The organism is Streptomyces sp. NPDC001851 (assembly GCF_040297165.1).
Lineage (GTDB): Bacteria > Actinomycetota > Actinomycetes > Streptomycetales > Streptomycetaceae > Streptomyces.
This window is the reverse complement of sequence record NZ_JBEOYR010000036.1, coordinates 44319-69712: the sequence shown is the minus strand read 5'-3', so window position 1 is coordinate 69712 and position 25394 is coordinate 44319. Positions and strand designations below refer to the sequence as shown.

Annotated in this window: 21 protein-coding genes and 1 pseudogene; 14 read left to right on the top strand and 8 right to left on the bottom strand. The window is 72.7% G+C overall.

Annotation, left to right across the window (positions count from 1 at the left end):
• Positions 1–15 precede the first annotated feature (15 nt).
• Positions 16–126 (top strand): annotated as a pseudogene (locus ABT171_RS36935) (Appr-1-p processing protein); the annotation flags it as partial.
• A 173-nt stretch (positions 127–299) separates the two neighbouring features.
• Positions 300–1217, top strand: coding sequence for a PfkB family carbohydrate kinase (locus ABT171_RS36930; RefSeq protein ID WP_351250787.1), 918 nt, complete (start codon positions 300–302; stop codon positions 1215–1217).
• 31 nt (positions 1218–1248) lie between these two features.
• Here the strand turns inward: ABT171_RS36930 and ABT171_RS36925 are convergent, their stop codons facing one another.
• Positions 1249–2736, bottom strand: coding sequence for a M1 family metallopeptidase (locus tag ABT171_RS36925; protein ID WP_351250786.1), 1488 nt, complete (start codon positions 2734–2736; stop codon positions 1249–1251).
• A 188-nt stretch (positions 2737–2924) separates the two neighbouring features.
• Here ABT171_RS36925 and ABT171_RS36920 point away from each other — a divergent pair, with 188 nt between their 5' ends.
• The gene (locus tag ABT171_RS36920) at positions 2925–4904 is read left to right on the top strand and encodes a Xaa-Pro dipeptidyl-peptidase (RefSeq protein WP_503078184.1); all 1980 of its coding nucleotides are present in this window, start codon (positions 2925–2927) and stop codon (positions 4902–4904) included.
• Positions 4905–5076: 172 nt separating this feature from the next.
• Here the strand turns inward: ABT171_RS36920 and ABT171_RS36915 are convergent, their stop codons facing one another.
• Positions 5077–5991, bottom strand: coding sequence for an FAD-dependent oxidoreductase (locus tag ABT171_RS36915; protein ID WP_351250807.1), 915 nt, complete (start codon positions 5989–5991; stop codon positions 5077–5079).
• Between the two features lie 101 nt (positions 5992–6092).
• Between ABT171_RS36915 and ABT171_RS36910 the strand changes: the two genes are divergently transcribed.
• Positions 6093–7118 carry an oxidoreductase gene (locus tag ABT171_RS36910; RefSeq protein WP_351250785.1) on the top strand — a complete coding sequence of 342 codons (1026 nt, stop codon included), beginning with the start codon at positions 6093–6095 and terminating at the stop codon, positions 7116–7118.
• A 135-nt stretch (positions 7119–7253) separates the two neighbouring features.
• The gene (locus ABT171_RS36905; RefSeq protein WP_351250784.1) at positions 7254–8894 is read left to right on the top strand and encodes an ABC-F family ATP-binding cassette domain-containing protein; all 1641 of its coding nucleotides are present in this window, start codon (positions 7254–7256) and stop codon (positions 8892–8894) included.
• On the opposite strand, the gene ABT171_RS36900 is transcribed toward ABT171_RS36905, so the two are convergent.
• Complete coding sequence (locus tag ABT171_RS36900; protein ID WP_351250783.1) at positions 8891–9460, bottom strand: DinB family protein; 570 nt, start codon at positions 9458–9460, stop codon at positions 8891–8893. The two genes, ABT171_RS36905 and ABT171_RS36900, sit on opposite strands and share 4 nt — an antisense overlap.
• 175 nt (positions 9461–9635) lie before the next feature.
• Entirely contained in the window at positions 9636–12149 is a 2514-nt protein-coding gene (locus tag ABT171_RS36895) for a Tex family protein (protein WP_351250782.1), read from the bottom strand.
• A 247-nt stretch (positions 12150–12396) separates the two neighbouring features.
• Here ABT171_RS36895 and ABT171_RS36890 point away from each other — a divergent pair, with 247 nt between their 5' ends.
• Both ABT171_RS36890 and ABT171_RS36885 read left to right on the top strand, forming a co-directional pair.
• Positions 12397–13356 carry a GlxA family transcriptional regulator gene (locus ABT171_RS36890; RefSeq protein WP_351250781.1) on the top strand — a complete coding sequence of 320 codons (960 nt, stop codon included), beginning with the start codon at positions 12397–12399 and terminating at the stop codon, positions 13354–13356.
• A 12-nt stretch (positions 13357–13368) separates the two neighbouring features.
• Entirely contained in the window at positions 13369–14004 is a 636-nt protein-coding gene (locus ABT171_RS36885) for a DJ-1/PfpI family protein (RefSeq protein ID WP_351250780.1), read from the top strand.
• On the opposite strand, the gene ABT171_RS36880 is transcribed toward ABT171_RS36885, so the two are convergent.
• Entirely contained in the window at positions 13991–14746 is a 756-nt protein-coding gene (locus tag ABT171_RS36880; RefSeq protein ID WP_351250779.1) for an enoyl-CoA hydratase/isomerase family protein, read from the bottom strand. The two genes, ABT171_RS36885 and ABT171_RS36880, sit on opposite strands and share 14 nt — an antisense overlap.
• Positions 14747–14866: 120 nt before the next feature.
• Here ABT171_RS36880 and ABT171_RS36875 point away from each other — a divergent pair, with 120 nt between their 5' ends.
• Entirely contained in the window at positions 14867–15448 is a 582-nt protein-coding gene (locus tag ABT171_RS36875) for an HdeD family acid-resistance protein (RefSeq protein ID WP_351250778.1), read from the top strand.
• Between the two features lie 197 nt (positions 15449–15645).
• Positions 15646–16140, top strand: coding sequence for an ATP-binding protein (locus tag ABT171_RS36870; protein WP_351250806.1), 495 nt, complete (start codon positions 15646–15648; stop codon positions 16138–16140).
• Between the two features lie 883 nt (positions 16141–17023).
• Here the strand turns inward: ABT171_RS36870 and idi are convergent.
• The 3 genes from idi to galE all read right to left on the bottom strand — a co-directional run bounded on the left by idi (position 17024) and on the right by galE (position 19855).
• Positions 17024–17617, bottom strand: coding sequence for an isopentenyl-diphosphate Delta-isomerase (gene idi / locus ABT171_RS36865; protein WP_351250777.1), 594 nt, complete (start codon positions 17615–17617; stop codon positions 17024–17026).
• Between the two features lie 179 nt (positions 17618–17796).
• On the bottom strand, positions 17797–18738 hold the full coding sequence (locus ABT171_RS36860) for a cation diffusion facilitator family transporter (RefSeq protein ID WP_351250776.1): 942 nt from the start codon (positions 18736–18738) through the stop codon (positions 17797–17799).
• 145 nt (positions 18739–18883) lie between these two features.
• Positions 18884–19855, bottom strand: coding sequence for a UDP-glucose 4-epimerase GalE (gene galE, locus ABT171_RS36855; protein ID WP_351250775.1), 972 nt, complete (start codon positions 19853–19855; stop codon positions 18884–18886).
• A 274-nt stretch (positions 19856–20129) separates the two neighbouring features.
• Here galE and ABT171_RS36850 point away from each other — a divergent pair, with 274 nt between their 5' ends.
• From ABT171_RS36850 to ABT171_RS36830, 5 genes are read left to right on the top strand one after another with little or no spacing between them, the layout of a single operon-like run.
• Complete coding sequence (locus ABT171_RS36850; RefSeq protein ID WP_351250774.1) at positions 20130–21935, top strand: DUF5941 domain-containing protein; 1806 nt, start codon at positions 20130–20132, stop codon at positions 21933–21935.
• A complete protein-coding gene (locus tag ABT171_RS36845; protein ID WP_351250773.1) occupies positions 21932–22684 on the top strand; it encodes a phosphocholine cytidylyltransferase family protein in 753 nt (250 codons plus the stop codon). The genes ABT171_RS36850 and ABT171_RS36845 overlap by 4 nt, the downstream gene beginning before the upstream one ends.
• Positions 22672–23733, top strand: a complete 1062-nt coding sequence (locus ABT171_RS36840) for an iron-containing alcohol dehydrogenase family protein (protein WP_351250772.1) — start codon at positions 22672–22674, stop codon at positions 23731–23733. The genes ABT171_RS36845 and ABT171_RS36840 overlap by 13 nt, the downstream gene beginning before the upstream one ends.
• A complete protein-coding gene (locus ABT171_RS36835) occupies positions 23711–24490 on the top strand; it encodes a CDP-alcohol phosphatidyltransferase family protein (protein WP_351250771.1) in 780 nt (259 codons plus the stop codon). Before ABT171_RS36840 ends, ABT171_RS36835 begins: the two co-directional genes overlap by 23 nt.
• A gap of 8 nt (positions 24491–24498) precedes the next feature.
• Positions 24499–25371 (top strand): glycosyltransferase family 2 protein, encoded by an 873-nt coding sequence (locus ABT171_RS36830; RefSeq protein ID WP_351250770.1) that lies wholly within the window; start codon positions 24499–24501, stop codon positions 25369–25371.
• Positions 25372–25394: the final 23 nt, after the last annotated feature.

Sequence of the window (25394 nt, the reverse complement as noted above, 5' to 3'; positions counted from 1 at the left end):
GCCTACGGTGGCGTCATGTCGGAGATCACATATGTCCGAGGTGACGCCACCGTGCCGTCGGCGAGGGGCCCCAAGGTGATCGCCCATGTCTGCAACGACATCGGCGGGTGGGGGAAGGGCTTCGTGCACCTGTCATCGCAGAGTCAGGGGCGCGCTCCGGAGGGGCGCGGGGAACTGCGCGACCAGCCACGCACAACCCGCAGACCCCCACCGTCCGGAGGATCCGCGGCGAGAGGGTCCCGGCCCAGCCAGCGGCGCGGCATCGGCGTAACGGTGTACGACCACGGGGAGAGCGGCGGATGAGCTCACAGGCCGGTGCGACGGACGTGCTGGTGCTGGGCGGAGCGGGCGTGGACACGATCATCCGCGTCCCCGAACTGCCCCTGCCGTACGCCGACAGCTACCTGATCGACACGGGGATCCGCACCCGCGCCGGACAGACCGGCGACTTCGTCGCGCTGGGCCTGGCCGCGCTCGGCCTGCGCACCCACCACCTCGACCTGCTCGGCGACGACCCCGAGGGCGACCTGGTGCGCGCCCTGCACCGCGAGCACGGCATCGCACTGACCGCGCTCCCGCAGCCCGCCGGTACCAAGCGCGCGGTGAACCTCGTCGGCCCGGACGGCCGCCGCCTGTCCCTCTACGACACCAGCCGCGCCCGCCCCGGCGACCGCTTCCCGCCCCACACGCTGCGCACGCTGGCCGGGGCGAGCCGGCACGTCCACGTCACGATCACCCAGCCCTGCGCCGACGCCCTGCCCGTGCTGACCGCGACGGGCGTGCCCCTGTCCACGGACCTGCACGACTGGGACGGGGAGAACCCGTACCACGAGCCGTTCGCCCACGCCGCGGACGTCGTCTTCCTGTCCGCCGCCTCGCTGGGCGACCCCGAGCGGACCATGCGGCGCATCGCCGGGCGGGGCCGGGCCGAGGTGGTCGTCGCCACCGCCGGGGCCGAGGGCGCGTATCTGCTGGCCGACGGCGAGCTGACCCGCGTGCCCGCGGCGGTGCCGCCCGCGCCGGTGGTGGACTCCAACGGCGCGGGCGACGCCTTCGCCGCCGCGTTCCTCTACGGCCGCCTCAACGGCGAACCGCCCGAGACCTGTGCCCGCTACGGCGCGGTCGCGGGCGCGTACGCCTGCACGGTCCCGGCCTCCCGAGCGGAGTCGATGGGCCGGGACGAGTTGCTGAAGCGGGCGGCCGGGCCGAGACCCTGAGAGTCCCGGCGCGGCCGGCCGGCCCTCGTGGTCAGTCCCCGTGGCCGCCGTGCGCCGCCTCGATCTTCTTCCACGACTTCGGCCGGGCCACCGCACGGTCCGCCGTCGCCAGCGACCGGGCGGCGGCCGCGGCCGGCTTCGACGGCTGGAACAGCCAGGTGTCGAACAGCGCCGCGAGGGGCTTGCCGGACACCTGCTCGGCGTACTTCTGGAAGTCGGCCACCGAGGCGTTGCCGTACGCGTGCTCCTGCGGCCAGCCCTTCAGGATGCGGAAGAACGCGTCGTCGCCGACCTCGTTGCGCAGGGCCTGGATGGCCAGCGCACCCCGGTCGTAGACGGCGGCGTGGAACTGGTTGTCCGGGCCCGGGTCACCGGGCTTGACCGTCCAGAAGGCGTCGTCGGCCGGGTGGGAGGCGTACACGTAGTCGGCGAGCTGCTGCGCGGTGCCCTCGCCCTCGTGCTCGGACCACAGCCACTGCGCGTACGTCGCGAAGCCCTCGTTGAGCCAGATGTCCTTCCAGCCCTTCAGCGACACATCGTCGCCGTACCACTGGTGGGCCAGCTCATGCACGACCAGCGAGGTGTTGGCGCCCTTCGCGAACTGCTTCGGGCTGTAGTAGACACGGGTCTGGGTCTCCAGCGCGTACCCGGTGGTGGTGTTCGGCACATAGCCGCCGGCCGAACTGAACGGATACGGCCCGAAGTAGCCGCTCAGCCAGTCGACGAGCTCTCCGGTGCGCTCCACACTCGCCCGCGCGGCACCGTCGTTGTCGCCGAGGTCCTTGCTGTAGGCGTTGACGACCGGCACCCCGCCCTCGGAGGTACCGGTGGTGATGTCGAACTTGCCGACGGCGAGCGTGGCCAGATAGGTCGTCTGCGGCTTGTTCTCCCGCCAGCTGTAGCGGGTCCAGCCCAGTTTCGAACTCGTCGCCTGCAGCGTGCCGTTGGAGAGGACCTGGGTGCCGTCCGGCACGGCCACCGACACGTCGTAGGTGGCCTTGTCGCTCGGATGGTCGTTGCTCGGGAACCACCACCAGGCGGCCTCGGGCTCGTCGGCGGCGACCGCGCCGTCCGGCGTGCGGTGCCAGGCGTTGAAGCCGTAGGCGGTCTTCGTGGACGGCACCCCGCTGTAGCGGACGACGACCGTGATCGGCGTGCCCTTGGCCAGCGGCGTCTTCGGCGTGACGACCAGCTCGTGCTGCTGGGAGTGAGTGAAGGCGGCCTTAGCGCCGTTGACCCGCACCTCGCTCACGTCCAGCAGGAAGTCCAGGTCGAAGCTCGACAGGTCCTGGGTGGTCTGCGCCAGGATCGTCGCCGTGCCCTGCAGCTCGTCCGTCTTCGGCTGGTACTGCAGCCTCAGGTCGTAGTGCGAGACGTCGTAGCCGCCGTTGCCGTAGTACGGGTAGTAGGGGTCGCCGATCCCCGGCGCGCCGGGGGAGTAGCTCGCGGCCGATGCCGGGATCGCCAGCAGGAGGGAGGCCGCCGCGAGTGCGCCCGGCGCGATGATTCTGCGGTGCACGTCAGCTCCAAGTCGTCGGGTCCGAAGGTCCGTTCGGAGAACTCTGTTCGCAGCCTATTCAGTCCCTGTGGCCCCTGACCTGTCCATGGCCCCTGCTGTCACACGATCGCCATTCAGCCGTCACGCGACACACGAGGCGCCGTGATTACACCTTCTGCCCGGGGAGTTGACCGGAGTACCGTCCGCGCATGCCACTTCGCACGCCGATGAGAACGCGCTTCACGATCTGGAGAACGCTCGCCACCGCGGTCGCCGCCGTCCTGACGGCCGCCTTCCTCACTCCCCTCGCCGCACAGGCCGCCACCGGCGGGGGCCCGTCCCCCCGGGAGAGCCGGCCCGTCTACTCCTACGCCCACGCCATCCGCGAGGCCGTGTGGGTGGACACCGGCCTCGACGGGGACGGCGACGGCAGGACCGACCGCGTCGCCGCCGACATCGTCCGGCCCGCCGAGCCCGCCCGCCAGGGCCGCAAGGTGCCCGTCATCATGGACGCCAGCCCCTACTACTCCTGCTGCGGACGCGGCAACGAGAGCCAGAAGAAGACGTACGACGCCCAGGGCCACGTCGTCCAGATGCCGCTCTTCTACGACAACTACTTCGTCCCCCGCGGCTACGCCTTCGTCGGCGTCGACCTCGCCGGCACCAACCGCTCCGACGGCTGCGTCGACACCGGCGGCCGCTCCGACATCCAGTCCGCGAAGGCCGTCATCGACTGGCTGAACGGCCGCGCCAGGGCGTACACGAGCCGCACCGGGGCCACGACCGTCAAGGCCGCCTGGACCAACGGCCGGACCGGCATGATCGGCAAGAGCTGGGACGCCACGATCGCCAACGGCGTCGCCGCCACCGGCGTCAAGGGCCTGCGGACGATCGTCCCGATCAGCGGCATCTCCTCCTGGTACGACTACTACTTCGCGCAGGGCGCCCCGCTGTACGACGGCGGCCCCGACCAACTGGCCGGCTACGTCGAGAGCGACGCGGCGCACGCCCACTGCGCGGCCGTACAGAAGAAACTCGCCGACGGCAGCCCGCGCAGCGGCGACTGGACCGGGCTGTGGACCGAGCGGAACTACGTCAAGGACGCGGCCAAGGTACGCGCCAGCGTGTTCCTGGTGCACGGCATGCAGGACCTCAACGTCCGCACCAAGCACTTCGGCCAGTGGTGGGACGCCCTCGCCCGGCACGGTGTGCAGCGCAAGATCTGGCTGTCCCAGACCGGGCACGTCGACCCCTTCGACTACCGGCGCGGCGCCTGGGTCGACACCCTGCACCGCTGGTTCGACCACGCACTCCTCGGCTACGACAACGGCATCGACCGCGAGCCGATGGCCGACATCGAACGCCACCCCGACCAGTGGGTCACCTCCCGCGTCTGGCCCCCGCAGGCCACCCGCGCCACCGTCCTGCACCCCGCCCCCGGCACCCGGGCCGGCGTCGGCACGCTCGGCCTGCGCCCGGCCACCGGCACGGAGAGCTTCACCGACGACCCGACGCTGAGCGAGACCGACTGGGCCGCGCACCTGACCACGCCCACGGCCGGGAAGACCGGTTTCCTCACCGCGCCGCTCGCCCATGACCTGCGCCTGTCCGGTTCGTCCACGGTGACGGTGACCGCGACACCGACCACCACCTCGGCCCACCTGTCCGCCGTCCTGGTCGACCTCGGCCCCGACACCATCCGCGACTACGCGGACGCGGCCGAGGGCATCACCACCCTCACCGACCGCACCTGCTGGGGCGCGAGCACGGCCGGGGACAGCGCCTGCTTCAAGGAGACGGCGGCCAAGACGGCCAAGGTCGACTACACGGTGTTCAGCCGCGGCTGGGCCGACCTCGGCCACTACGCCTCCCTCGCCAAGGGCGTCCCGCTCACCCCGGGCAAGGCGTACACGATGACGCTGCGTCTCGCGGCGACCGACCATGTGGTCCCCAAGGGGCACCGGCTGGCGCTGATCATCGCGGGCACGGACAGGGACCTGATCGATCCGCCGGCCACGAAGCCGACTGTGACGGTCGATCTGTCCGGTACGACGGCGAGCCTTCCGCTGGTCGGCGGCGCGGCGGAGTTCGCCCGGGCGACGGCCGGCAGCACGGTGGCGGCTCCCGCGCCGGTGGTTTTGAACGGCGTCCGCGGACCGGGCGTGTCCCGCCACATCCCGTTGGACTGACCGGGGGTGCGCCGTGGGGGTGCGTGACCCTCGCCGGCTGCGGGTCCGTCGTGGCTCGTCGCGCAGTTCCCCGCGCCCCTTGGGGAACTGCAGTGCCGTCGGCCTTCATGGCACCCCCTCCAGCGCGGGCAAGCGAAGACCACCCGCGCCCAGCCGCCGCGCCGGGTGACCTTCAGGCGGCCGGGAACGCCAACCCGGCCGCCTCCCGCGCGCATCCCCACGCCACCGTCACCCCGGCCCCGCCATGGCCGTAGTTGTGCACCAGCACACGGCCGCCGGGCAGCGGCTGCCGTTCCAGTCGTACCGCGTGCCTGGCCGGCCGCAGCCCGACCCGGTGGGCCAGCACCCGCGCCTGCGCGATCTCCGGCCGGACCTCCGCGCACCGGGCGACGATCGCCGCGGCGGTGTCCGGGTCCGGGGCCAGGGACCAGTCGTCGTCCTCCGCCGTACCGCCCAGCAGCAGTCCGCCCGGCTGCGGGATGACGTACGTGGAGGCGTCGGAGGCGTGGCCGACGGATGTGAACCAGGTCGTGATTCCCGGGTTCTCCACCATCACGAGCTGCCCCCGCACCGGACGCACCGCAGGGTCGGGCACCAGCGAACGCGCGCCCAGACCCGTGCAGTTGACCACGACCGGCGCGGGCACGGCGGCGAGGTCCGACACCTCGCGCGCCTCGACCACGCCGCCCGCCCTCGCCAGCCGCTCCCGCAGCCACGCCAGATGCACCGGCATGTCGATCACCGGCAGCCGCGCCGCGAGACCGTCGGACACGGCCCGCAGTCCCGGCACCCGGCCCGCCCAGGCGCCCAGCCCGTCCAGCCGCGTCCCCCGGTGTACGCCGTCGACCAGGCGTACGCCCGTCTCCTCCGGCAGCCCCGCCAGCTCCTCGTACACGGTGAGGGACGCAAGCGCCCACGCACTGACCAGCGGCTCGGGTGCGATGCGGTACGGCCACCACAGGCCGCCGGCGACCGCCGAGGTCGTACGCTCGGCGGGCTCCCGCGTCCACACCCGTACCCGCCGCCCGGACTCGGCCAGCACCACGGCCGTCGTCAGCCCGACGACGCCGCTCCCGACCACGGTCACTTCATCGCTCGGCTCGCTGTCCACGCCAGGACGATAGGCCCAGTCCGGCCGACTCTGTCATGCTGCGCTCAGCCGCGTGTCGATGTGGGGATACTCACAGCATGTCTGCCGCATACGCGACCTTCGGCCTGGCACCGGCGATCCGCGCCGGCGGTGTGCTCGCCGACGGCGGCTACCAGGTGCACCGCGACTTCGTGGACTTCGTCGTGGACGGCCGTCCGCTGCTGTTCCGGCTGTCCGACCTCGACGCCGTCTCCCCGCTCGCCTCGGACGTTCCGCCCGCCATCTTCACCAAGCAGGTGCGCGCCCTGCTCCTGGAGGCCGAACCGCCGCTCCCGGACGGCCGGTTCGTCATCTACGGCTGCCCGGAGTGCGCGGACCTGGGCTGCGGAGCGGTCACCGCCGTCATCGAGCGCGACGGTGAGGACTACATCTGGCGGGACTTCGCCTGGCAGACGGACGAACACGCCGACCTGGAGCTCAACGGCTACCACGGCATAGGGCCGTTCCGCTTCCACGGCCCCGAGTACCGCGCCGCCCTGGCCTCCCTCGGCGAAGGCCCGCCCCGCCGGCGCGTTCTGCTGATCGGCGCCCGCGTCGCGGTGCTGGCCCGGCTGGCCGCCGCGCTGCGCACCATCGGGATCGGCGCCGACATCACCCAGGACGCCCGGGCCGTGCCCGCCGAGGAACTGCGCGGCTACGGCGCGGTCGCCTTCGGCCGCGCGGTCGGCGAGGCCGAGAGAGCCGCCGTACTGGACGCCTTCGCACGCGCCGGAGTCGACATCGCCCGCGTGGACGGTCTGGCCCCGATCGTGCCGCTGCTCGTCGCCCAGATCGAGCACGCCCTGGACCGCAGCCCGCTGTCGCAGCGCCGGCTCACCGGGCTCACGGCCGCCCGGGGCACCGCGGACGTCGAGGTGACCTCCGCCTGCCGGGTGCGGATCACCGCCTACCGCCTCGACCGGCTCTACCGCACCCACACCAGCGAGGTGTTCGACGGCGTCCTGGAGCCCGGCCGGCACCGCCTCCCCCTCGACCGGAAGGCGGTCAAGGGGGAGGCGTTCGTCGTCGCCCGCACGACGGGAGATGTGCTCACGGCACCGGTCGCGGGCGGAAGCCGGGGCTGAGGTGCGGGGCCGCGGCCGGCGCGCGGGCGCCGGGGCCACCGGCCCGACGGGAAGCGCGGCTGCGGCGAGGCGCGTCGGACCCACCGGAAAGCGCGGCCGGGACGCGGCTGCCCGCCCATTAGGATCGGCCTCCTGATGACTGCCACCCTCGTCGCCAAGAACCTCGCCGCCGGCCACGGCGACCGCTCCCTCTTCTCCGGGCTCGACCTCGTCGTCGCGCCCGGCGACGTGATCGGTCTCGTCGGCGCCAACGGCGCGGGCAAGTCCACCCTGCTGAAGCTGCTCGCCGGACTCACCGCACCCGAACAGGGCGAACTCAGGCTGTCCCCGCCGACCGCCACCGTCGGGCATCTGCCGCAGGAGCCGGAGCGCAGGCCGGGGGAGACCGTCCGGGAGTTCCTGGCCCGTCGTACGGGTGTCGCCGAGGCCCAGCGCGTCATGGACGAGGCCACCCAGGCACTCGTGGACGGGGCACCCGGCGCCGACGACGCCTACGCGACCGCCCTGGAGCGCTGGCTCGGCCTCGGCGGCGCCGACCTGGACGAGCGCGCGGAGGAAGTCGCCGACTCGCTCGGTCTCGCCGTCGGCCTGGACCAGCCGATGACCTCGCTCTCCGGCGGCCAGGCGGCCCGCGCCGGGCTCGCCTCGCTGCTGCTGTCCCGCTACGACGTCTTCCTCCTGGACGAACCCACCAACGACCTCGACCTCGACGGCCTGGAACGCCTGGAACGCTTCGTCACCGGCCTGCGCGCCGGCACGGTCGTCGTCAGCCACGACCGCGAGTTCCTCACCCGCACGGTCACCAAGGTCCTCGAACTGGACCTCGCCCAGCAGCAGATCAACCTCTTCGGCGGCGGCTACGCGGCCTACCTGGAGGAACGCGAGGTCGCCCGGCGGCACGCCCGCGAGGACTACGAGGAGTACGCCGACAAGAAGGCCGCCCTCCAGGACCGCGCCCAGATGCAGCGGTCCTGGATGGACAAGGGCGTGAAGAACGCCCGGCGCAAGGCGGGCAACGACAACGACAAGATCGGCCGCAAGTTCCGCAGCGAGGCCAGCGAGAAGCAGGCCGCCAAGGCGCGGCAGACCCAGCGCATGATCGAGCGCCTGGAGGCGGTCGAGGAGCCGCGCAAGGAGTGGGAGCTGCGCATGGAGATCGCGTCCGCCCCGCGCTCCGGCGCGGTGGTGGCGACCCTGCGGGACGCCGAGGTGCGGCGCGGCGACTTCACCTTCGGCCCGGTGTCCCTGCAGATCGACTGGGCGGACCGGGTCGCGGTGACCGGGGCCAACGGTGCTGGCAAGTCGACCCTGCTCGGCGCGCTGCTGGGCCGTGTCCCGCTCGACCGCGGGCACGCCGCACTCGGCTCGGGCGTCCTGGTCGGCGAGGTCGACCAGGCCCGGGGGCTGTTCCACGGCCCCGAGTCCCTGCTGGAGGCGTTCTGCGCGGCCGTCCCCGACACCGAGCCGGTGGACGTGCGCACGCTGCTCGCCAAGTTCGGCCTGAAGTCCCGCCACGTGCTGCGTCCGGCCGCGACCCTCTCGCCGGGCGAACGCACCCGTGCCGCCCTGGCCCTCCTGCAGGGCCGGGGCGTCAACCTGCTGGTCCTGGACGAGCCGACGAACCACCTCGACCTGCCCGCCATCGAGCAACTGGAACAGGCCCTCGACAGCTACGAGGGCACCCTGCTCCTGGTCACCCACGACCGCCGCATGCTGGACGCGGTCCAGGTGACCCGCCGCCTGGAGGTGGCGGACGGCAAGGTGACGGAACGTTAGCTCCAGCGGGCGGCGGCTTCCTTCGCGGCCCGCTCGACCCGTTCGACATGCTCCGGATCGTGCGGTGCGACATGGAGCCCCTCCGGCCGCTGCCCCACCGCCCCGTCGATCAGCTCCCGCACGATGTCGGCGTGGCCGGCGTGCCGCTGGGTCTCCGCGATCATGTGGGTCAGGATCCGGTGCAGCGTCGTCTCCTGCGGCGCACCCGGCACGCGGCCGGGCGCGTCCAGCGGCAGCGCCGCGATCGTCTCGTCCGCATGGGCGCAGGCCCGCCGGTACCGGCCGACGATGTCCTCGCGGGACTCGTCGGCCCGCGCCCACAGGTCCGCGTCGGGCTCGGCGTCACCGGTGATCCACAGGGCCGTACCGGCGAAGGGCCGGCCGAAGGCCGCGCCGAAGTACAGCGCCTCGGCGCCGGTCAGGTGCTTGACCAGGCCCAGCAGGTTGGTGCCGGTGGGCGTCAGGGGGCGCCGGATGTCGTACTCGGGCAGGCCGTCGAGTTTCCACAGCAGTACGTCGCGGGCGTCCTGGAGATACACCCTGAGGTCGTCCTTGGGGTCTGTCATGGGCCCAGTCTGCCGACCGGGTGATCACGCGCCACCGGTTTCCGGGGCACGCACGAGGGCACCCTCCGCGAGGAGGGTGCCCTGTCAGCCGACCGAGACGGACGGGCGGGGGGAGAGAAAGGCCCCGGGGCCCCGGGGCGGTGCCCCAGAGGGGCCCGGCCGGAGCCCCGCGGGGTCAGCGCTTCCTGGGGTCCAGCAGCCCCGCCCGGCGCAGCGCGTCCGCCATCGCGCTGTTGGCCGGTGCCGGCGCCTGACGGCCGCCCCGGTCGCCGCCCCGGCCCTGCCGCTGGCCCTGTCCGCCGCCCTGCCGCTGGCCCTGTCCGCCGCCCTGCCGCTGGTTCTGCCCGCCGCCCTGCCGCTGGTTCTGCCCGCCGCCCTGCCGCTGGTTCTGCCCGCCGCCCTGCCGCTGGTTCTGCCCGCCGCCCTGCCGCTGCTGCGGCGGACGGGGACCGCCGCCGCGCTGCTGACGGCCACCGCCACCGCCCTGGCCCTGCGCGGCTGCCTCGTCGTCCAGGCGCAGGGTCAGCGCGATCCGCTTGCGCGGGATGTCCACGTCGAGGACCTTCACCTTGACGATGTCACCGGGCTTGACGACATCGCGCGGGTCCTTGACGAACGTCTTCGACATCGCCGAGACGTGCACCAGGCCGTCCTGGTGGACGCCGACGTCCACGAACGCGCCGAAGGCCGCCACGTTCGTCACCACGCCCTCCAGGACCATCCCGGCGGACAGGTCGGAGATCTTCTCCACGCCCTCCTTGAAGGTGGCCGTCTTGAACGCGGGCCGCGGATCGCGCCCCGGCTTCTCCAGCTCCTTCAGGATGTCCGTCACCGTCGGCAGACCGAAGGTGTCGTCCACGAAGTCGGCGGGCTTCAACGAGCGCAGCACGCCGGTGTTGCCGATGAGGGAGGCCACCTCCTGCCCCGTGGTCTTCACCATGCGGCGCACCACCGGGTAGGCCTCCGGGTGCACGCTGGAGGCGTCCAGCGGGTCGGCGCCGCCGCGGATCCGCAGGAAGCCCGCGCACTGCTCGTACGCCTTCGGGCCGAGCCGGGCCACCTTCTTCAGCTCGGAGCGGGAGGTGAAGGGCCCGTTGGCGTCCCGGTGCGCCACGATGTTCTCGGCGAGCCCGGACGAGATGCCGGACACGCGCGAAAGCAGCGGCACGGACGCGGTGTTGACGTCGACACCGACGCCGTTCACACAGTCCTCGACCACCGCGTCCAGCGAGCGGGACAGCTTCACCTCGGACAGGTCGTGCTGGTACTGCCCGACGCCGATGGACTTCGGGTCGATCTTCACCAGCTCGGCCAGCGGGTCCTGCAGGCGCCGCGCGATCGAGACCGCGCCGCGCAGTGACACGTCCATGTCGGGCAGCTCCCGCGAGGCGTACTGCGAGGCCGAGTACACCGACGCGCCCGCCTCGGACACCATCACCTTGGTGAGCTTCAACTCCGGGTGTCTGGCGATCAGTTCACCGGCGAGCTTGTCGGTCTCGCGGGAGGCGGTGCCGTTGCCGATCGCGACCAGCTCGACCGCGTGCTCCCCGGCGAGCCGGGCCAGCTTGGCGAGGGCCTCGTCCCACCTGTTGGCGGGGACGTGCGGGTAGATCACGTCCGTGGCGACCACCTTGCCGGTCGCGTCGACCACGGCGACCTTCACGCCCGTACGGAAACCGGGGTCCAGGCCCAGCGTCGCGCGGGTGCCGGCCGGGGCGGCCAGCAGCAGGTCGCGCAGGTTCGCGGCGAAGACGTTCACCGCCTCGTCCTCGGCGGCCGTGCGCAGCCTGAGGCGCAGGTCGATGCCGAGGTGGACGAGGAGGCGGGTGCGCCAGGCCCAGCGGACCGTGTCCGTCAGCCACTTGTCGGCGGGCCGGCCCCGGTCGGCGATCCCGAACCGGTGCGCGACGATGCCCTCGTACGACGACGGCCCGTCCGTCGGCTCCTCCGGCTCCAGGACGAGGTCGAGGACCTCTTCCTTCTCGCCGCGCAGCATCGCCAGGATCCGGTGCGAGGGCAGCTCGGTGAACGGCTCGGCGAAGTCGAAGTAGTCGGCGAACTTGGCGCCCGCCTCCTCCTTGCCCTCCCGCACCTTCGCGGCCAGCCGCCCGCGCACCCACATGCGCTCGCGCAGCTCGCCGATCAGGTCGGCGTCCTCCGAGAACCGCTCGGTGAGGATCGCCCGGGCGCCCTCCAGGGCGGCCTGCGGATCGGCGACTCCCTTGCCGGCGTCCACGAACGCGGCGGCGGCCGCCAGCGGCTCCACCGTCGGGTCGGCCAGCAGGCCCTCCGCCAGCGGCTCCAGGCCGGCCTCGCGCGCGATCTGCGCCTTGGTGCGCCGCTTGGGCTTGTACGGCAGGTAGATGTCCTCCAGCCGCGCCTTGGTCTCGGCGCCGCGGATGCGGGCCTCCAGCTCGTCGGTGAGCTTGCCCTGCTCGCGCACCGACTCCAGGATCGCCGCCCGCCGCTCCTCCAGCTCCCGCAGGTAGCGCAGCCGCTCCTCGATCGTGCGCAACTGCGCGTCGTCGAGCATCTCGGTCGCTTCCTTGCGGTAGCGGGCGATGAAGGGCACGGTGGAACCGCCGTCGAGCAGTTCCACCGCGGCCTTCACCTGCCGCTCCCGTACGCCGAGCTCCTCGGCGATCCTGCCTTCGATGGATCCCGCTCCGATGGATCCGGGTGTCGTCACGATCCCGTACCGCCTTCTCCACTGAGGTTGCGCGGCAATTGTGGCAGGTGACACCGACAACCGGGGATCAGGGCGGGGCGTGGCGGGCCGCGGGCTCCCGGCTCGGGCACGGCCCCCGTGCGCGGCGGGTTCCCTCGGGCGAGCGGCCTGCGGGCACCTCACCGACCCGTCCTCCTGTCCGGGCATGGCAGGAAAGGTGGGAAACACGTCATTGCGGCCATCTGCCGGGCGGCGAAGAATCGAGGGCATGGCGCAGCGAACCCTCCTCTTCGTCCTCTTCGACGGCGTGCAGAGCCTCGACGTCACCGGTCCGCTCGAAGTGTTCGCCGGCGCCGAGACGCACACACCGGGCACCTACCGGGTCCGTACCGCCTCCCTGGACGGCGGCCCGGTGCGCACCTCCAGCGGCCTGACCCTCGTACCGGACGAGGCACTGGCCGCCGCCCGCGACCCGCACACCCTGCTGGTCCCCGGCGGCCAGGGCACCCGCGCCCCCGATCCGCGGCTGATCGAGTGGCTACGCGCCCACGGCCCGCGCGCCGACCGCCTGGTCTCGGTGTGCACGGGCGCCGTCCTGCTCGCCGCCGCCGGGCTCCTCGACGGCCGCCGGGCGACGACCCACTGGGCGTACTGCGACAAGCTCGCCCGCGACCACCCGGCCGTCACCGTGGACCCGGAACCCATCTATGTCCGGGACGGGGACGTCGCCACCTCGGCCGGCGTGACCTCCGGCATCGACCTGGCCCTCGCCCTGGTCGAGGAGGACCTGGACCGGGACGTCGCCCTCGCCGTCGCCCGGCACCTTGTGGTCTTTCTGCGCCGGCCCGGCAACCAGGCGCAGTTCAGCGCCCAGCTCGCCGCCCAGACCGCCCGGCGGGCACCGCTGCGCGAGGTCCAGCGGTGGATCACCGAGCACCCGGCCGGCGACCTCACGGTCGAGTCGCTCGCCGCCCGGGCCCGGCTGTCACCCCGCCACTTCGCGCGCGCCTTCCGCGAGGAGACCGGCATGACACCCGGCCGTTACGTCGACCGGGTCCGCCTGGAACACGCCCGCCGCCTGCTGGAGGACACCGCCGACAGCATCGAGGAGACCGCCCGCGCCAGCGGCTACGGCACCCCCGAGGCCATGCGCCGCGCCTTCGTCAAGGCCCTCGGGACGGCCCCGGCCGAGTACCGGCGCCGGTTCCGGCCCGCCACCACCCACTGAAGGGACGAGCCCATGCAGATCGCCCTGGTCGTCTACGACCGCTTCACCGCCCTGGACGTCGTCGGCCCCTACGAGATCCTCAGCCGGCTCCCGGACGCGGACCTCGCCTTCGTCGCCGAGCGGCCCGGCCCCGTCCGCACCGAGACCGGCTTTCTCGCCGTCACCGCCGACAAGGCCCTCGACGAGGTGCCCCGTCCCGACCTCCTGGTGGTCTCGGGCGGCCCCGGCACCATGGCCCAGCTGCAGAACCCGGTCCTGCTGGACTGGCTGCGCGCGGCCGACGCGGCGAGTACGTGGACGACCTCGGTCTGCTCGGGCTCCCTGCTGCTCGCCGCCGCCGGGCTGCTGCGCGACCGCCGGGCGACCAGCCACTGGGCCGCACTGGACCTGCTGAAGGAGTTCGGCGCGGAACCGACGGGCGAGCGGGTCGTGACCGACGGCAAGTACGTCACCGCCGCCGGGGTCTCCTCCGGCATCGACATGGCGCTCACCCTGACCGGCCGGATCGCGGGCGACGAACACGCCCAGGCCGTCCAGCTGCTGACCGAGTACGACCCCCAGCCGCCGTACGACGCCGGTTCCCCGCGCAAGGCGCCCGCGCACCTCGTCGAGGAACTGCGTACGGGCGGCCGGTTCAGCCTGACGTAGACACGCTCCAGGTGAAGCGCGGCTGCCTGCGCTCCAGGAACGCGGCGACGCCCTCCGCGGTGTCGCCGCTGCCGCGTGCCTGCTCCGCCCAGTGGGCGTCCCGGTCCGTCCTGCCGTTCGCGAACTCCTTCGCGGCGGCCTGCGTGAGCTGCGAGCGGGCGGCCAGGATCCCGGTCAGCTCGGCGACCCGCTTGTCCAGTTCGCCCTCCGGCAGCACCTCGTCCACCAGCCCGGTGGCGAGCGCACGGCCGGTGCCGATCAACTCGGCCGTGAACAGCAGGTACTTGGCCGTGGCCGGACCCACCAGCGACACCAGCCGACGGGTCGAGGAGGCCGGATAGACGATGCCGAGCCGCGCCGGTGTCACCCCGAACAGGGCGCCTTCCTGCGCCAGCCGCAGATCGCAGGCCGCCGCCAGCTGCGCCCCGCCGCCCACGCAGTGCCCGCGCACGGCGGCCAGGGTGGGCTTGGGGAACGCGGCGAGCGCCTCCTCGGCCGCCACGGCGAGTCCCTGGGCTTCCTCGGGTGACCCCTGGAGCGTGGAGATGTCCGCACCCGCGCAGAAGGTGCCGCCTTCCCCGGTGAGCACCAGCGCCCGCACGCCGGGATCGTGCGCCAGGCCGTCCAGGAGCGGCGGCAGCGATCGCCACATCGCGGCGGTCATGGCGTTGCGCTTGGCCGGGTTGCGGATGACGACGGTGGCGACGGCGCCTTCGACACGGTGCGACAGCTGGGGCTCCATGCGCCGGATGCTATCGGGGGCCGACTGGACGCAGGGTGCCTCACCCCGGCGTTACCGAATCCCCCGAAGGGGGACACATAGGGAGGGAGGGGGCAGGCAGAGATGGTCGAGGAGGCGGCGATGGCCAAGTTCGGCAAGCGCGAGCCCAAGGACAAGGTGACGAAGCTGCGCCACGGCTTCGGCTGGCTCGCCGCGCTCGGTGTGATCCTCGTCCTGGCCGGGCTCGTGGGACTCGTCTACACCGCCGTCGCCACGCTCACCTCGATGCTGCTGTTCGGCTGGCTGCTGCTGACCGGCGGGATCGTCGGCCTGCTGCACGCGATCCAGGCCCGCGGGACCAGCTTCTTCTGGCTCGGCGCCATCGTCGCCGCCCTGAACATCGCGGCCGGAGTCGTCGTCATCCGCCTGCCGCACGCGGCGGCCGTCGCCCTGACCATGTTCGCCGCGCTGCTGTTCCTGACGGCGGGCCTCTTCCGGCTGGTCGGCAGCGTGATCGTGCGGGGTCCCCAGTTCGGCTGGACGCTGCTCCTCGGTGTCTTCGACCTGCTCCTCGGGATCCTGGTCCTCGCCCACTGGCCGAGCAGCAGCCAGTACGTCATCGGCACCTTCTTCTCGCTCTCCCTGCTCTTCGACGGCCTCGGCCTGGTGGCCACCGGCTACGGGGGGCGCCGGGTCGTCGGGCTCGTCTCCGAGCAGGGGTAGCGCCGACCCGACGACCCGATTAGTTCGGGAACCGGCGCCCGGGTGACAGGAAACAGTCCCACACGTGACCGTGTCATACGCACTCGGTCATGAACCGCTCGATACCCGGTGACTTGCGTTCAGGTCCAAATCCGCAGCGGATCGTTACCAACACTCGACGTGTGGTGACAATCGAGCGCGAGGGTGGCGACCGGACGATGGACAACCACGGGCGCGGGGACGGCCCGCGCCCAGCGGGGGAGGACGAGCGGCCGCCCGACCCACTGCCGTACGAGGGCGTCTGGCGGTTCACCGCCGCCGCGGTGGACGCCTCGGTCCCGCAGGCCCGGCACGCCGTCCGGGACCTGCTGCTGCGCCAGGGCGTGCCGGTCTCCGACGAGCTGGTGTACGGCCTGCTGCTGATCGTCTCCGAGCTGGTCACCAACGCGGTACGGCACGCGGCGCTGCTGTCGCCGATGCTGGCCGTGGAGGTCGCCGTCGGAGCCGAGTGGGTACGGGTGTCCGTGGAGGACAACCACCCCTACCGCCCGACCGCACTGGAGGCCGACCACGGCCAGACCGGCGGCCGGGGCCTGCTCCTGGTCCGCGAGGTGGCACGGGAGGCGGGCGGCATGGTCGACGTGGAGCACACCACGACCGGCGGAAAGGTGATCTGGGCCGCCCTCCCGCTCAAGCCGACGGCGCTTAGGTAGGGCCCCCTCACTCCGGCGGCGCTTTCGTGGGGCCTCTCAGACTGCGGCATTCCGGCAGAGCCCCTCATGCCGACGGCGCTTCGGCAGTGCCATTTACACCCACGGCGCTTTGGTAGGACCTCTCAGCCTGCGGCGCTGGGGCAGAGCCGGTCATCCCGCGGTCCTCAGGCCGAGCCGCTCAGCCGGCGGTGGTCCCGAGCCGTTCATGCCGGTGTTGCTTCCGTAGGGCCTCTCATGACGGCGGCGCTCCGGCAGCGTGCCCCTCACACCGCGGCCTTCGGTAGGGCCTCTCAGCCTGCGGCGCTTTGGCAGGGCCGCTCATTACACCGTCCTCCGGCAGAGCCGCTCAGCCAGCGGTGGTCCCCGTCGAGCCGCTCAGGCCGGCGCTGTTTCCCCGGGGCCCTCTCATGGCGGCGGCCCTTCGACAGCGCCACTCACTCCGGGGGCCCTCCGGCAGTGCCACTCACACCCGCCACGCATTCGTGGAGCCGCTCAGTCGCCGGCGCTTCCGCCGAGCCGTTCATGCCAGCGGTGCCTCCGTAGGGCCTGGCAGGCGCTTTCGGCAGTGCCGCTCACACCGGCGGCCTCCGGCCGAGCCGCTCATCCCAAGGCGGTCCCCCGAGCCGCTCATGCCGCGGCCCTCTCGCCGAGGTACCCACACCCGCGGCCCTCTCGCCGAGCCATCCACACGCGCAGCCCTCTCGCCGGGCCACCCACACCCGCGGCCGACCCCGAGCCACCCACACCGGCGGTCTCCGGCCGAGCCGCTCATGCCGCGGCCCTTTCCCGGGCCGCTCATGCCCGGCCATGGTGCGTCGAGCCGGTCATGCCCCGCCTGGTCCGGCAGTTGGCCGGGCAGGTGGCTCCGGTGAGGAGCTACCGCTTACCAGCCCGCGGACGGGCCCGTCAGTTCCCTGATCGCGGGGCGGGCCGCGTCCAGGACGGTCATGAACCAGGCGGAGAACGGGTCGCGGGCGTGCCGCTCCGTCAGCTCGGCCGCCGTGACGAAGGCCGTGTCCCCGACCTCCTCCGGGTCCACCGCGAGCGGCGCCTGCACCAGGCCGACGAACAGGTGGTTGTACTCCTGCTCGACCAGGCCCGAGGCCGGGTCCGGGTGGTTGTAGCGGACCGTGCCCGCCTCCGCCAGCAGCGACGGGGACACGCCCAGCTCCTCGTACGTACGCCGGGCCGCGGCGGCGAAGGGTGCCTCGCCCGGGTACGGGTGGCCACAGCAGGTGTTGGACCACACACCGGGGGAGTGGTACTTGCCGAGTGCCCGCTGCTGCAACAGCAGCCGGCCCTGCTCGTCGAAGAGGAACACCGAGAACGCGCGGTGCAGCTGTCCCGGCGGCTGGTGGGCGGCGAGCTTCTCCGCCGTACCGATCGTCACACCCTTCTCGTCGACCAGTTCCAGCAAAATCGCCTCTGCGGTGCCATTCGACGAACCGTGCGTCGCGGTGGCAGGTGTGATCGGCATACCCATCCTTCGCCTCGTTCTTCGCACCCCAAGTCTGCCGTACGAATCCGGCACTCCCGGCACTTCCCGGCAGGTCCGCACGCGTGGCGGTACCGGAAGTGGGACCCGGTAGATCATCGTGCCCGGTCAGGCGATCACGGAACCGTCCGGGGCGGGCTCCGAACACATATGCGACGCTCTCAGTGGCAGAGCCGCGCCTCGTGCTCCGCGTGTCCGCCCGGCTCCAGCTGGAAGGTGCAGTGCTCCACGTCGAAGTGGTCGCCCAGGCAGCCCTGCAGCTCGTGCAGCAGCTTCTCGTGGCCGATGGCGTTCAGCGTCTCCGAGCCGACCACGACGTGTGCCGACAGCACCGGCAGCCCGGAAGTGATCGTCCAGGCGTGCAGGTCGTGTACGTCCTCCACGCCGTCCAGCGCCAGGATGTGCGCCCGCACCTCGGCCATGTCGACGTTCTTCGGGGCCGCCTCCAGCAGCACGTCCAGCGTCTCGCGCAGCAGCTTCAGCGTCCGCGGCACGATCATGACGCCGATGACCAGCGAGGCCACCGGGTCGGCGGCCTGCCAGCCGGTGGTCAGGATCACCGCCGCCGAGATCAGCACCGCGACCGAGCCCAGCGCGTCGGCGGCGACCTCCAGGAAGGCGCCGCGCACGTTCAGGCTCTCCTTCTGCCCGCGCATCAGCAGCGTCAGCGAGACGCTGTTCGCGACCAGACCGATCAGACCGAACACGACCATCAGGCCGCCGCGGGTGTCCGCGGGCGTGACGAACCGCTGCGCCGCCTCGTAGAGGACATAGCCGCCGACGCCGAGCAGCAGCAGGCAGTTGGCCAGGGCGGCCAGGATCTCGGCGCGGGCGTAGCCGAAGGTGCGGTTGGTGCTCGGCGGGCGGTTCGCGAAGTGGATCGCGAGCAGGGCCATACCGAGCCCCACCCCGTCGGTCGCCATGTGCGCCGCGTCCGCGATCAGCGCGAGCGAGTCCGCGACCAGGCCGCCGACGAGCTCGACGACCATGATCGTGAGCGTGATGCCCAGCGCGATCCGCAGCCGGCCACGGTAGGCCGCCGCGGCCGTACCCGTGGCCGGCGCATGCGTGTGCGCGTGCCCGTGGTCGTGCCCTGCCCCCATCGCGTCCGCCCTTCGCTGTTCCGTCCGGCAGGCCCAGTGAACTACGGGTGGGGGGTATGGGGCAACGCGGCACTGAACACCGTTGTCATGTGCCGTGACCTGCGGAAACGTTCCGCAGGTCACGGCAAGTACGGCTGCGTACCGGTCAGCCGCCGTGGTGCAGCCGCCAGCCCCGCCAGGCCGACTCGACCATCTCGCGCACCCCGCGCCCGGCCCGCCAGCCGAGGGTCTCGGCGGCCCGCTCGGCCGAGGCGACCGCACGGGGCGCGTCCCCCGGCCGGCGCCCCTCCACCACCGGCGCCCGGCGGTCCCCGGTGACCTCGCCGATGACGGTGATCAGCTCGCGGACCGAGACGCCCTCGCCCCGCCCGATGTTCAGCGTCAGATCGCCGGGCGGGCCGCCGCCGGCGAGCCGCCGCGCCGCCGCGAGATGGGCCTCGGCGAGGTCGGCGACGTGGATGTAGTCACGGACGCAGGTGCCGTCCGGCGTCGGATAGTCGGCACCGAAGATCCGCGGAGCCTCGTCGCGGGTGAGCCGGTCGAAGACCATCGGCACGATGTTGAACACGCCGGTGTCCGCCAGCTCCGGCGCCATGGCACCCGCCACGTTGAAATAGCGCAGGCACACCGTGGAGATTCCGTGTGCCTTCCCGGCCGCCCGCACCAGCCACTCCCCGGCCAGCTTGGTCTCGCCGTAGGGGTTCACCGGCGCGCACGGGGTGTCCTCGGTGATCAGGTCCACGTCCGGGTTGCCGTACACCGCCGCCGACGAGGAGAACACCAGGCGGTCGATCCCCGCCTCGGCGACCGCGTCCAACAGTGTGGCGAGGCCGCCCACGTTCTCCCGGTAGTAGCGGGTGGGCTGGGCCACCGACTCGGCGACCTGCTTGCGCGCCGCCAGGTGGACGACACCCGTGACGCCGTACTCCGCGAAGACCCGCTTGAGGCGCGCCCCGTCCAGCGTGGACCCCTCGACCAGGGGGACGTCCGCCGGGAGCCGCTCGGGGACGGCGGCGGAGAGGTCGTCCAGCGCCACGACGCGTTCCCCGGCCCCGGTCATGGCCCGCGCCACATGGGCCCCGATGTATCCGGCTCCGCCGGTGATCAGCCAAGTCATGGTCGTCCACCCTATGCCGAGCCGCCCCCCTGTCGCCGATGCCCGGGGATGCCCGGGTCTGCGCCCACGGGTTTGTGGGGCGGGCCCCTGATCACCGATGATGCTCGCGGCAAAGGCCGGGGCGGTCCTCGTGGACCGGGCCGTGAACGGCCGGTGAACGCGGGCTTCCGCCCATCCGATAGCCTCTGCCGACATGCCGCCCCGGTGCCGCAGGCAGGGCGCCCCACCACGTGAGAGACCGGCGCCCGCGCCGGCACCCAGGGAGTGAGTTCGGTTGCCGACCGCCATCGTCACCGGTCAGCCGGTCCCCGGATCGTCTCTGGAGAACGATCTGCGGTCGCTCGGCTTCGGCGTCCTGGTGGCAGCGGACGCCGCCGAGGCCGAGACCCTGCTCGCCGCCGCGCCGGCCGGCGACCGCGTGGCCCTGGTCGACGCCCGCTTCGTCGGCCACCAGCACGCCCTGCGCCTCGGCCTGGCCGACCCGCGCTTCCCGCTCTCCGCGGTCCCCGGTGCCGTCACCGCCCAGCCGGCCGCCCGGCAGGCGCTGACCCGGGCCGTGGCCCGCGAGACCTCGGCCGGCGGCGGTACCGCACTCGCCGTGGACAGCCTCGCCGACCGGATCGTCACCGCCCTCGGCGCCGACGGCTGCGAGGTGCACCGGCCCGAGCTGGGCAGCCTCGTCGCCGCCGTCCCCGCCGACCCGCAGGCCCGCAACGAGGCACGGCAGGCCGTCGCCGCCGTCGACGACGAGGCCGTACGCCTGAAGTCGGCCGTGAAGTCCCGCGACGGCTTCTTCACCACGTTCTTCATCAGCCCCTACTCGCGCTACCTCGCCCGCTGGTGCGCCCGCCGCGGCCTGACCCCGAACCAGGTCACCACCGCCTCGCTGCTGACCGCCCTGATCGCGGCCGGCTGCGCGGCCACCGGCACCCGCGGCGGCTTCGTCGCGGCCGGTGTGCTGCTGATCGCGTCCTTCGTCCTGGACTGCACCGACGGCCAGCTCGCCCGGTACGCCCTGAAGTACTCCACGCTCGGCGCCTGGCTCGACGCCACGTTCGACCGGGCCAAGGAGTACGCCTACTACGCCGGCCTCGCGCTCGGCGCGGCCCGGGGCGGCGACGACGTGTGGGCGCTCGCCCTCGGGGCGATGATCCTGCAGACCTGCCGGCATGTGGTCGACTTCTCCTTCAACGAGGCGAACCACGACGCCACCGCCAACACCAGCCCCACCGCCGCCCTCTCCGACAAGCTGGACAGCGTCGGCTGGACGGTGTGGGTGCGCCGGATGATCGTCCTGCCCATCGGCGAGCGCTGGGCGATGATCGCGGTCCTCACCGCGGCCACCACCCCGCGGATCACCTTCTCCGTCCTGCTGATCGGCTGCGCCTTCGCGGCGACGTACACCACGGCGGGCCGGGTGCTGCGCTCCCTGACCCGCAAGGCCCGGCGCACCGACCGGGCCGCGCAGGCGCTGGCCGATCTCGCCGACAGCGGACCGCTCGCGCAGGGGCTGACCCGCGTCGCGCGCCGGGTGTCCCTGCGGGCCCCGGCCTGCACCGCCCTGGTCGGCGGCGCCGCCGTCACCCTTGCCGCCTCGTTCGCCCCGTACGGCAGCTGGTGGCCCGTCCTGGGCGCCGTCATCTACGTCCTGCAGTCCCCGCTCGCCGTCGCCCGCCCCCTCAAGGGCGCCCTCGACTGGCTGGTCCCGCCCTTCTTCCGCGCCGCCGAGTACGGCACCGTCCTCGCCCTCGCGGCCGGGGCGGGGGTGAACGGAGCGCTGCCGGCGGCTTTCGGGCTGGTGGCCGCCGTCGCCTACCATCACTACGACACGGTGTACCGCATCCGCGGCAACGCCGGCGCGCCCCCGGCCTGGCTGGTGCGCGCCATCGGGGGGCACGAAGGGCGAACGCTGCTGGTCACCGTTCTGGCCGCCGTGCTCACCGCCCCGCAGTTCACGGTCGCGCTCACGGTCCTCGCCGTGGCCGTCGCCCTCGTGGTGCTCGTCGAGAGCATCCGTTTCTGGGTCGCCGCTCACAGGGAAGGCGCCCCAGCCGTACACGACGAAGGAGAACCCGCATGATCGGCCTCGTGCTGGCGGCCGGCGCCGGACGGCGTCTGCGCCCCTACACCGACACCCTGCCCAAGGCGTTGGTGCCGGTGGGGCCCGCGGGTATGGAGGGCGAACCGACGGTCCTGGACCTCACCCTCGCCAACTTCGCCGAGGTGGGTCTGACCGAGGTCGCGATCATCGTCGGCTACCGCAAGGAGGCCGTCTACGAGCGCAGGGCGGCCCTGGAGCAGAAGTACGGCCTCAAGCTCACCCTGATCGACAACGACAAGGCCGAGGAGTGGAACAACGCCTACTCCCTGTGGTGCGGCCGTGACGCCCTCAAGGACGGTGTGATCCTCGCCAACGGCGACACCGTGCACCCGGTCTCCGTCGAGAAGACGCTGCTCGCCGCGCGCGGTGAGGGCCGTCGCATCATCCTCGCCCTGGACACGGTGAAGAACCTCGCCGACGAGGAGATGAAGGTCGTCGTGGACCCCGAGAAGGGCATGACGAAGATCACCAAGCTGATGGACCCGGCCGAGGCGACCGGCGAGTACATCGGCGTCACGCTCATCGAGGGCGACGCCGCCGAGGAGCTGGCCGACGCGCTGAAGACGGTCTGGGAGACCGACCCCCAGCAGTTCTACGAGCACGGCTACCAGGAGCTGGTCAACCGCGGCTTCAAGATCGACGTGGCGCCGATCGGCGACGTGCCGTGGGTCGAGATCGACAACCACGACGACCTCGCCAAGGGACGGGAGATCTCGTGCCGCTACTGACCCGGCTGATTCCCTCGCCGGTCGTCGTGGACATCCGCCCGGGTGCCCTGGACGACCTGGCCGGTGTCCTCGCCGACGAGCGCATCGCGCAGTCCGGCCGGCTCGCCATCGCCGTCAGCGGCGGCTCCGGCGCCAGGCTGCGCGAGCGCATCGGCCCCTCGCTGCCGGGTGCGTCCTGGTACGAGGTCGGCGGCGGCACCCTCGACGACGCGATCCGGCTGGCCGGCGAGATGAAGTCCGGCCACTACGACGCGGTGGTCGGGCTCGGCGGCGGCAAGATCATCGACTGCGCGAAGTTCGCCTCGGCCCGGGTCGGCCTGCCCCTGGTCGCCGTGCCCACGAACCTCGCGCACGACGGCCTGTGCTCGCCCGTCGCGACGCTCGACAACGACGCCGGGCGCGGTTCCTACGGTGTGCCGAACCCGATCGCGGTCGTCATCGACCTGGACGTGATCCGCGAGGCTCCGGCCCGCTTCGTCCGGGCCGGCATCGGCGACGCCATCTCCAACATCAACGCGGTCGCGGACTGGGAGCTGTCCAACCGGGTCAACGGCGAGAAGATCGACGGTCTCGCCGCGGCCATGGCCCGCCAGGCCGGCGAGGCGGTGCTGCGCCACCCCGGCGGTATCGGCGACAACGACTTCCTCCAGGTGCTCGCCGAGGCGCTGGTCCTGAGCGGCATCTCGATGTCGATCTCCGGCGACTCCCGGCCGTCCTCCGGTTCCTGCCACGAGATCAACCACGCCTTCGACCTGCTGTTCCCCAAGCGGGCCGCCGCCCACGGCGAGCAGTGCGGTCTCGGCGCGGCCTTCGCGATGTACCTGCGCGGGGCCCACGAGGAAGCGGTCCACACGGCCGCGGTGCTGCGCCGGCACGGGCTTCCCGTGCTGCCCGAGGAGATCGGCTTCACCTTGGACGAGTTCGTCCGCGCCGTGGAGTTCGCCCCGGAGACCCGCCCCGGCCGCTACACGATCCTCGAACACCTCGACCTCAAGACGAACCAGATCAAGGACATCTACGCCGACTATGTCAAGGCCATCGGTAGCTGAACTCCGTCCGGTCGTCCACCCCGCGGGGGTGAAGGACCGGCGCAGCGGTGAGCACTGGATGGGGCGCCTCTACATGCGCGAGGTGTCCCTGCGGGTCGACCGCTACCTGGTGGGCACCAGGGTCACGCCCAACCAGCTCACGTACCTGATGACCGTCTTCGGCGTGCTCGCGGCCCCGGCACTCCTGGTGCCGGGGGTCGCGGGCGCGGTGCTCGGCGTGGTGTGCGTCCAGATGTACCTGCTGCTGGACTGCGTCGACGGCGAGATCGCGCGCTGGAAGAAGCAGTACTCGCTCAACGGCGTCTACCTGGACCGCGTCGGCGCCTACCTCACGGACGCCGCGGTGCTCACCGGCTTCGGCCTGCGCGCCGCCGACCTGTGGGGCGGCGGCCGCATCGACTGGCTGTGGGCCTTCCTCGGCACCCTGGCCGCGCTCGGCGCCATCCTCATCAAGGCCGAGACCGACCTCGTCGGAGTCGCCCGCCACCAGGCCGGCAAGCCGCCGGTCCAGGAGGCCGCCGCCGAGATGCGCTCCTCCGGCATGGCGCTGGCCCGCCGGGCCGCCGCCGCCCTCAAGTTCCACCGGCTGATCCTCGGCATCGAGGCGTCCCTGCTGATCCTGGTCCTGGCCGTCGTCGACCAGGTCCGCGGCGACCTGTTCTTCTCCCGGCTGGGTGTCGCGGTGCTGGCCGGCATCGCCCTGCTGCAGACGCTGCTGCACCTGGTGTCCATCCTCGCCTCCAGCAGGCTGAAGTGAGTACCGCCATGCGTGTCGGCGCCGTCATCATCACCATGGGCAACCGGCCCGAGGAGCTGCGGGCCCTGCTCGACTCGGTCGCCAAGCAGGACGGTGACACCGTCGAGGTGGTCGTCGTCGGCAACGGCTCGCCCGTCCCGGACGTGCCCGAGGGCGTACGCACGATAGAGCTGCCCGAGAACCTGGGCATCCCCGGCGGCCGCAACGTCGGCATAGAGGCCTTCGGCCCCGGCGGGCGCGATGTCGACATATTGCTCTTCCTCGACGACGACGGCCTGCTCGCCCGCCACGACACCGCCGAGCTGTGCCGCGAGGCGTTCGCGGCCGACCCGGAGCTCGGCATCATCAGCTTCCGCATCGCCGACCCCGAGACCGGCGCGACCCAGCGCCGGCACGTGCCCCGGCTGCGCGCCTCCGACCCGATGCGCTCCTCCCGGGTCACCACGTTCCTCGGCGGTGCCAACGCCGTGCGCACCCGGGTCTTCGCCGAGGTCGGCGGCCTGCCGGACGAGTTCTTCTACGCCCACGAGGAGACCGACCTGGCCTGGCGGGCCCTGGACGCCGGCTGGATGATCGACTACCGCTCCGACATGGTGCTGTACCACCCGACGACCGCGCCCTCGCGGCACGCGGTCTACCACCGCATGGTCGCCCGCAACCGCGTGTGGCTGGCCCGCCGCAACCTCCCCGCGCTCCTGGTCCCCGTCTACCTCGGCGTCTGGCTGCTGCTCACGCTGCTGCGCCGTCCCTCCCGGCCGGCCCTGAAGGCGTGGTTCGGCGGATTCCGGGAAGGCTGGACCACGCCCTGCGGACCGCGCCGTCCCATGCGCTGGCGCACCGTGTGGCGGCTGACCCGGCTGGGCCGGCCCCCGGTGATCTGAGAAGCTTCTCTTACCCGAAGAGA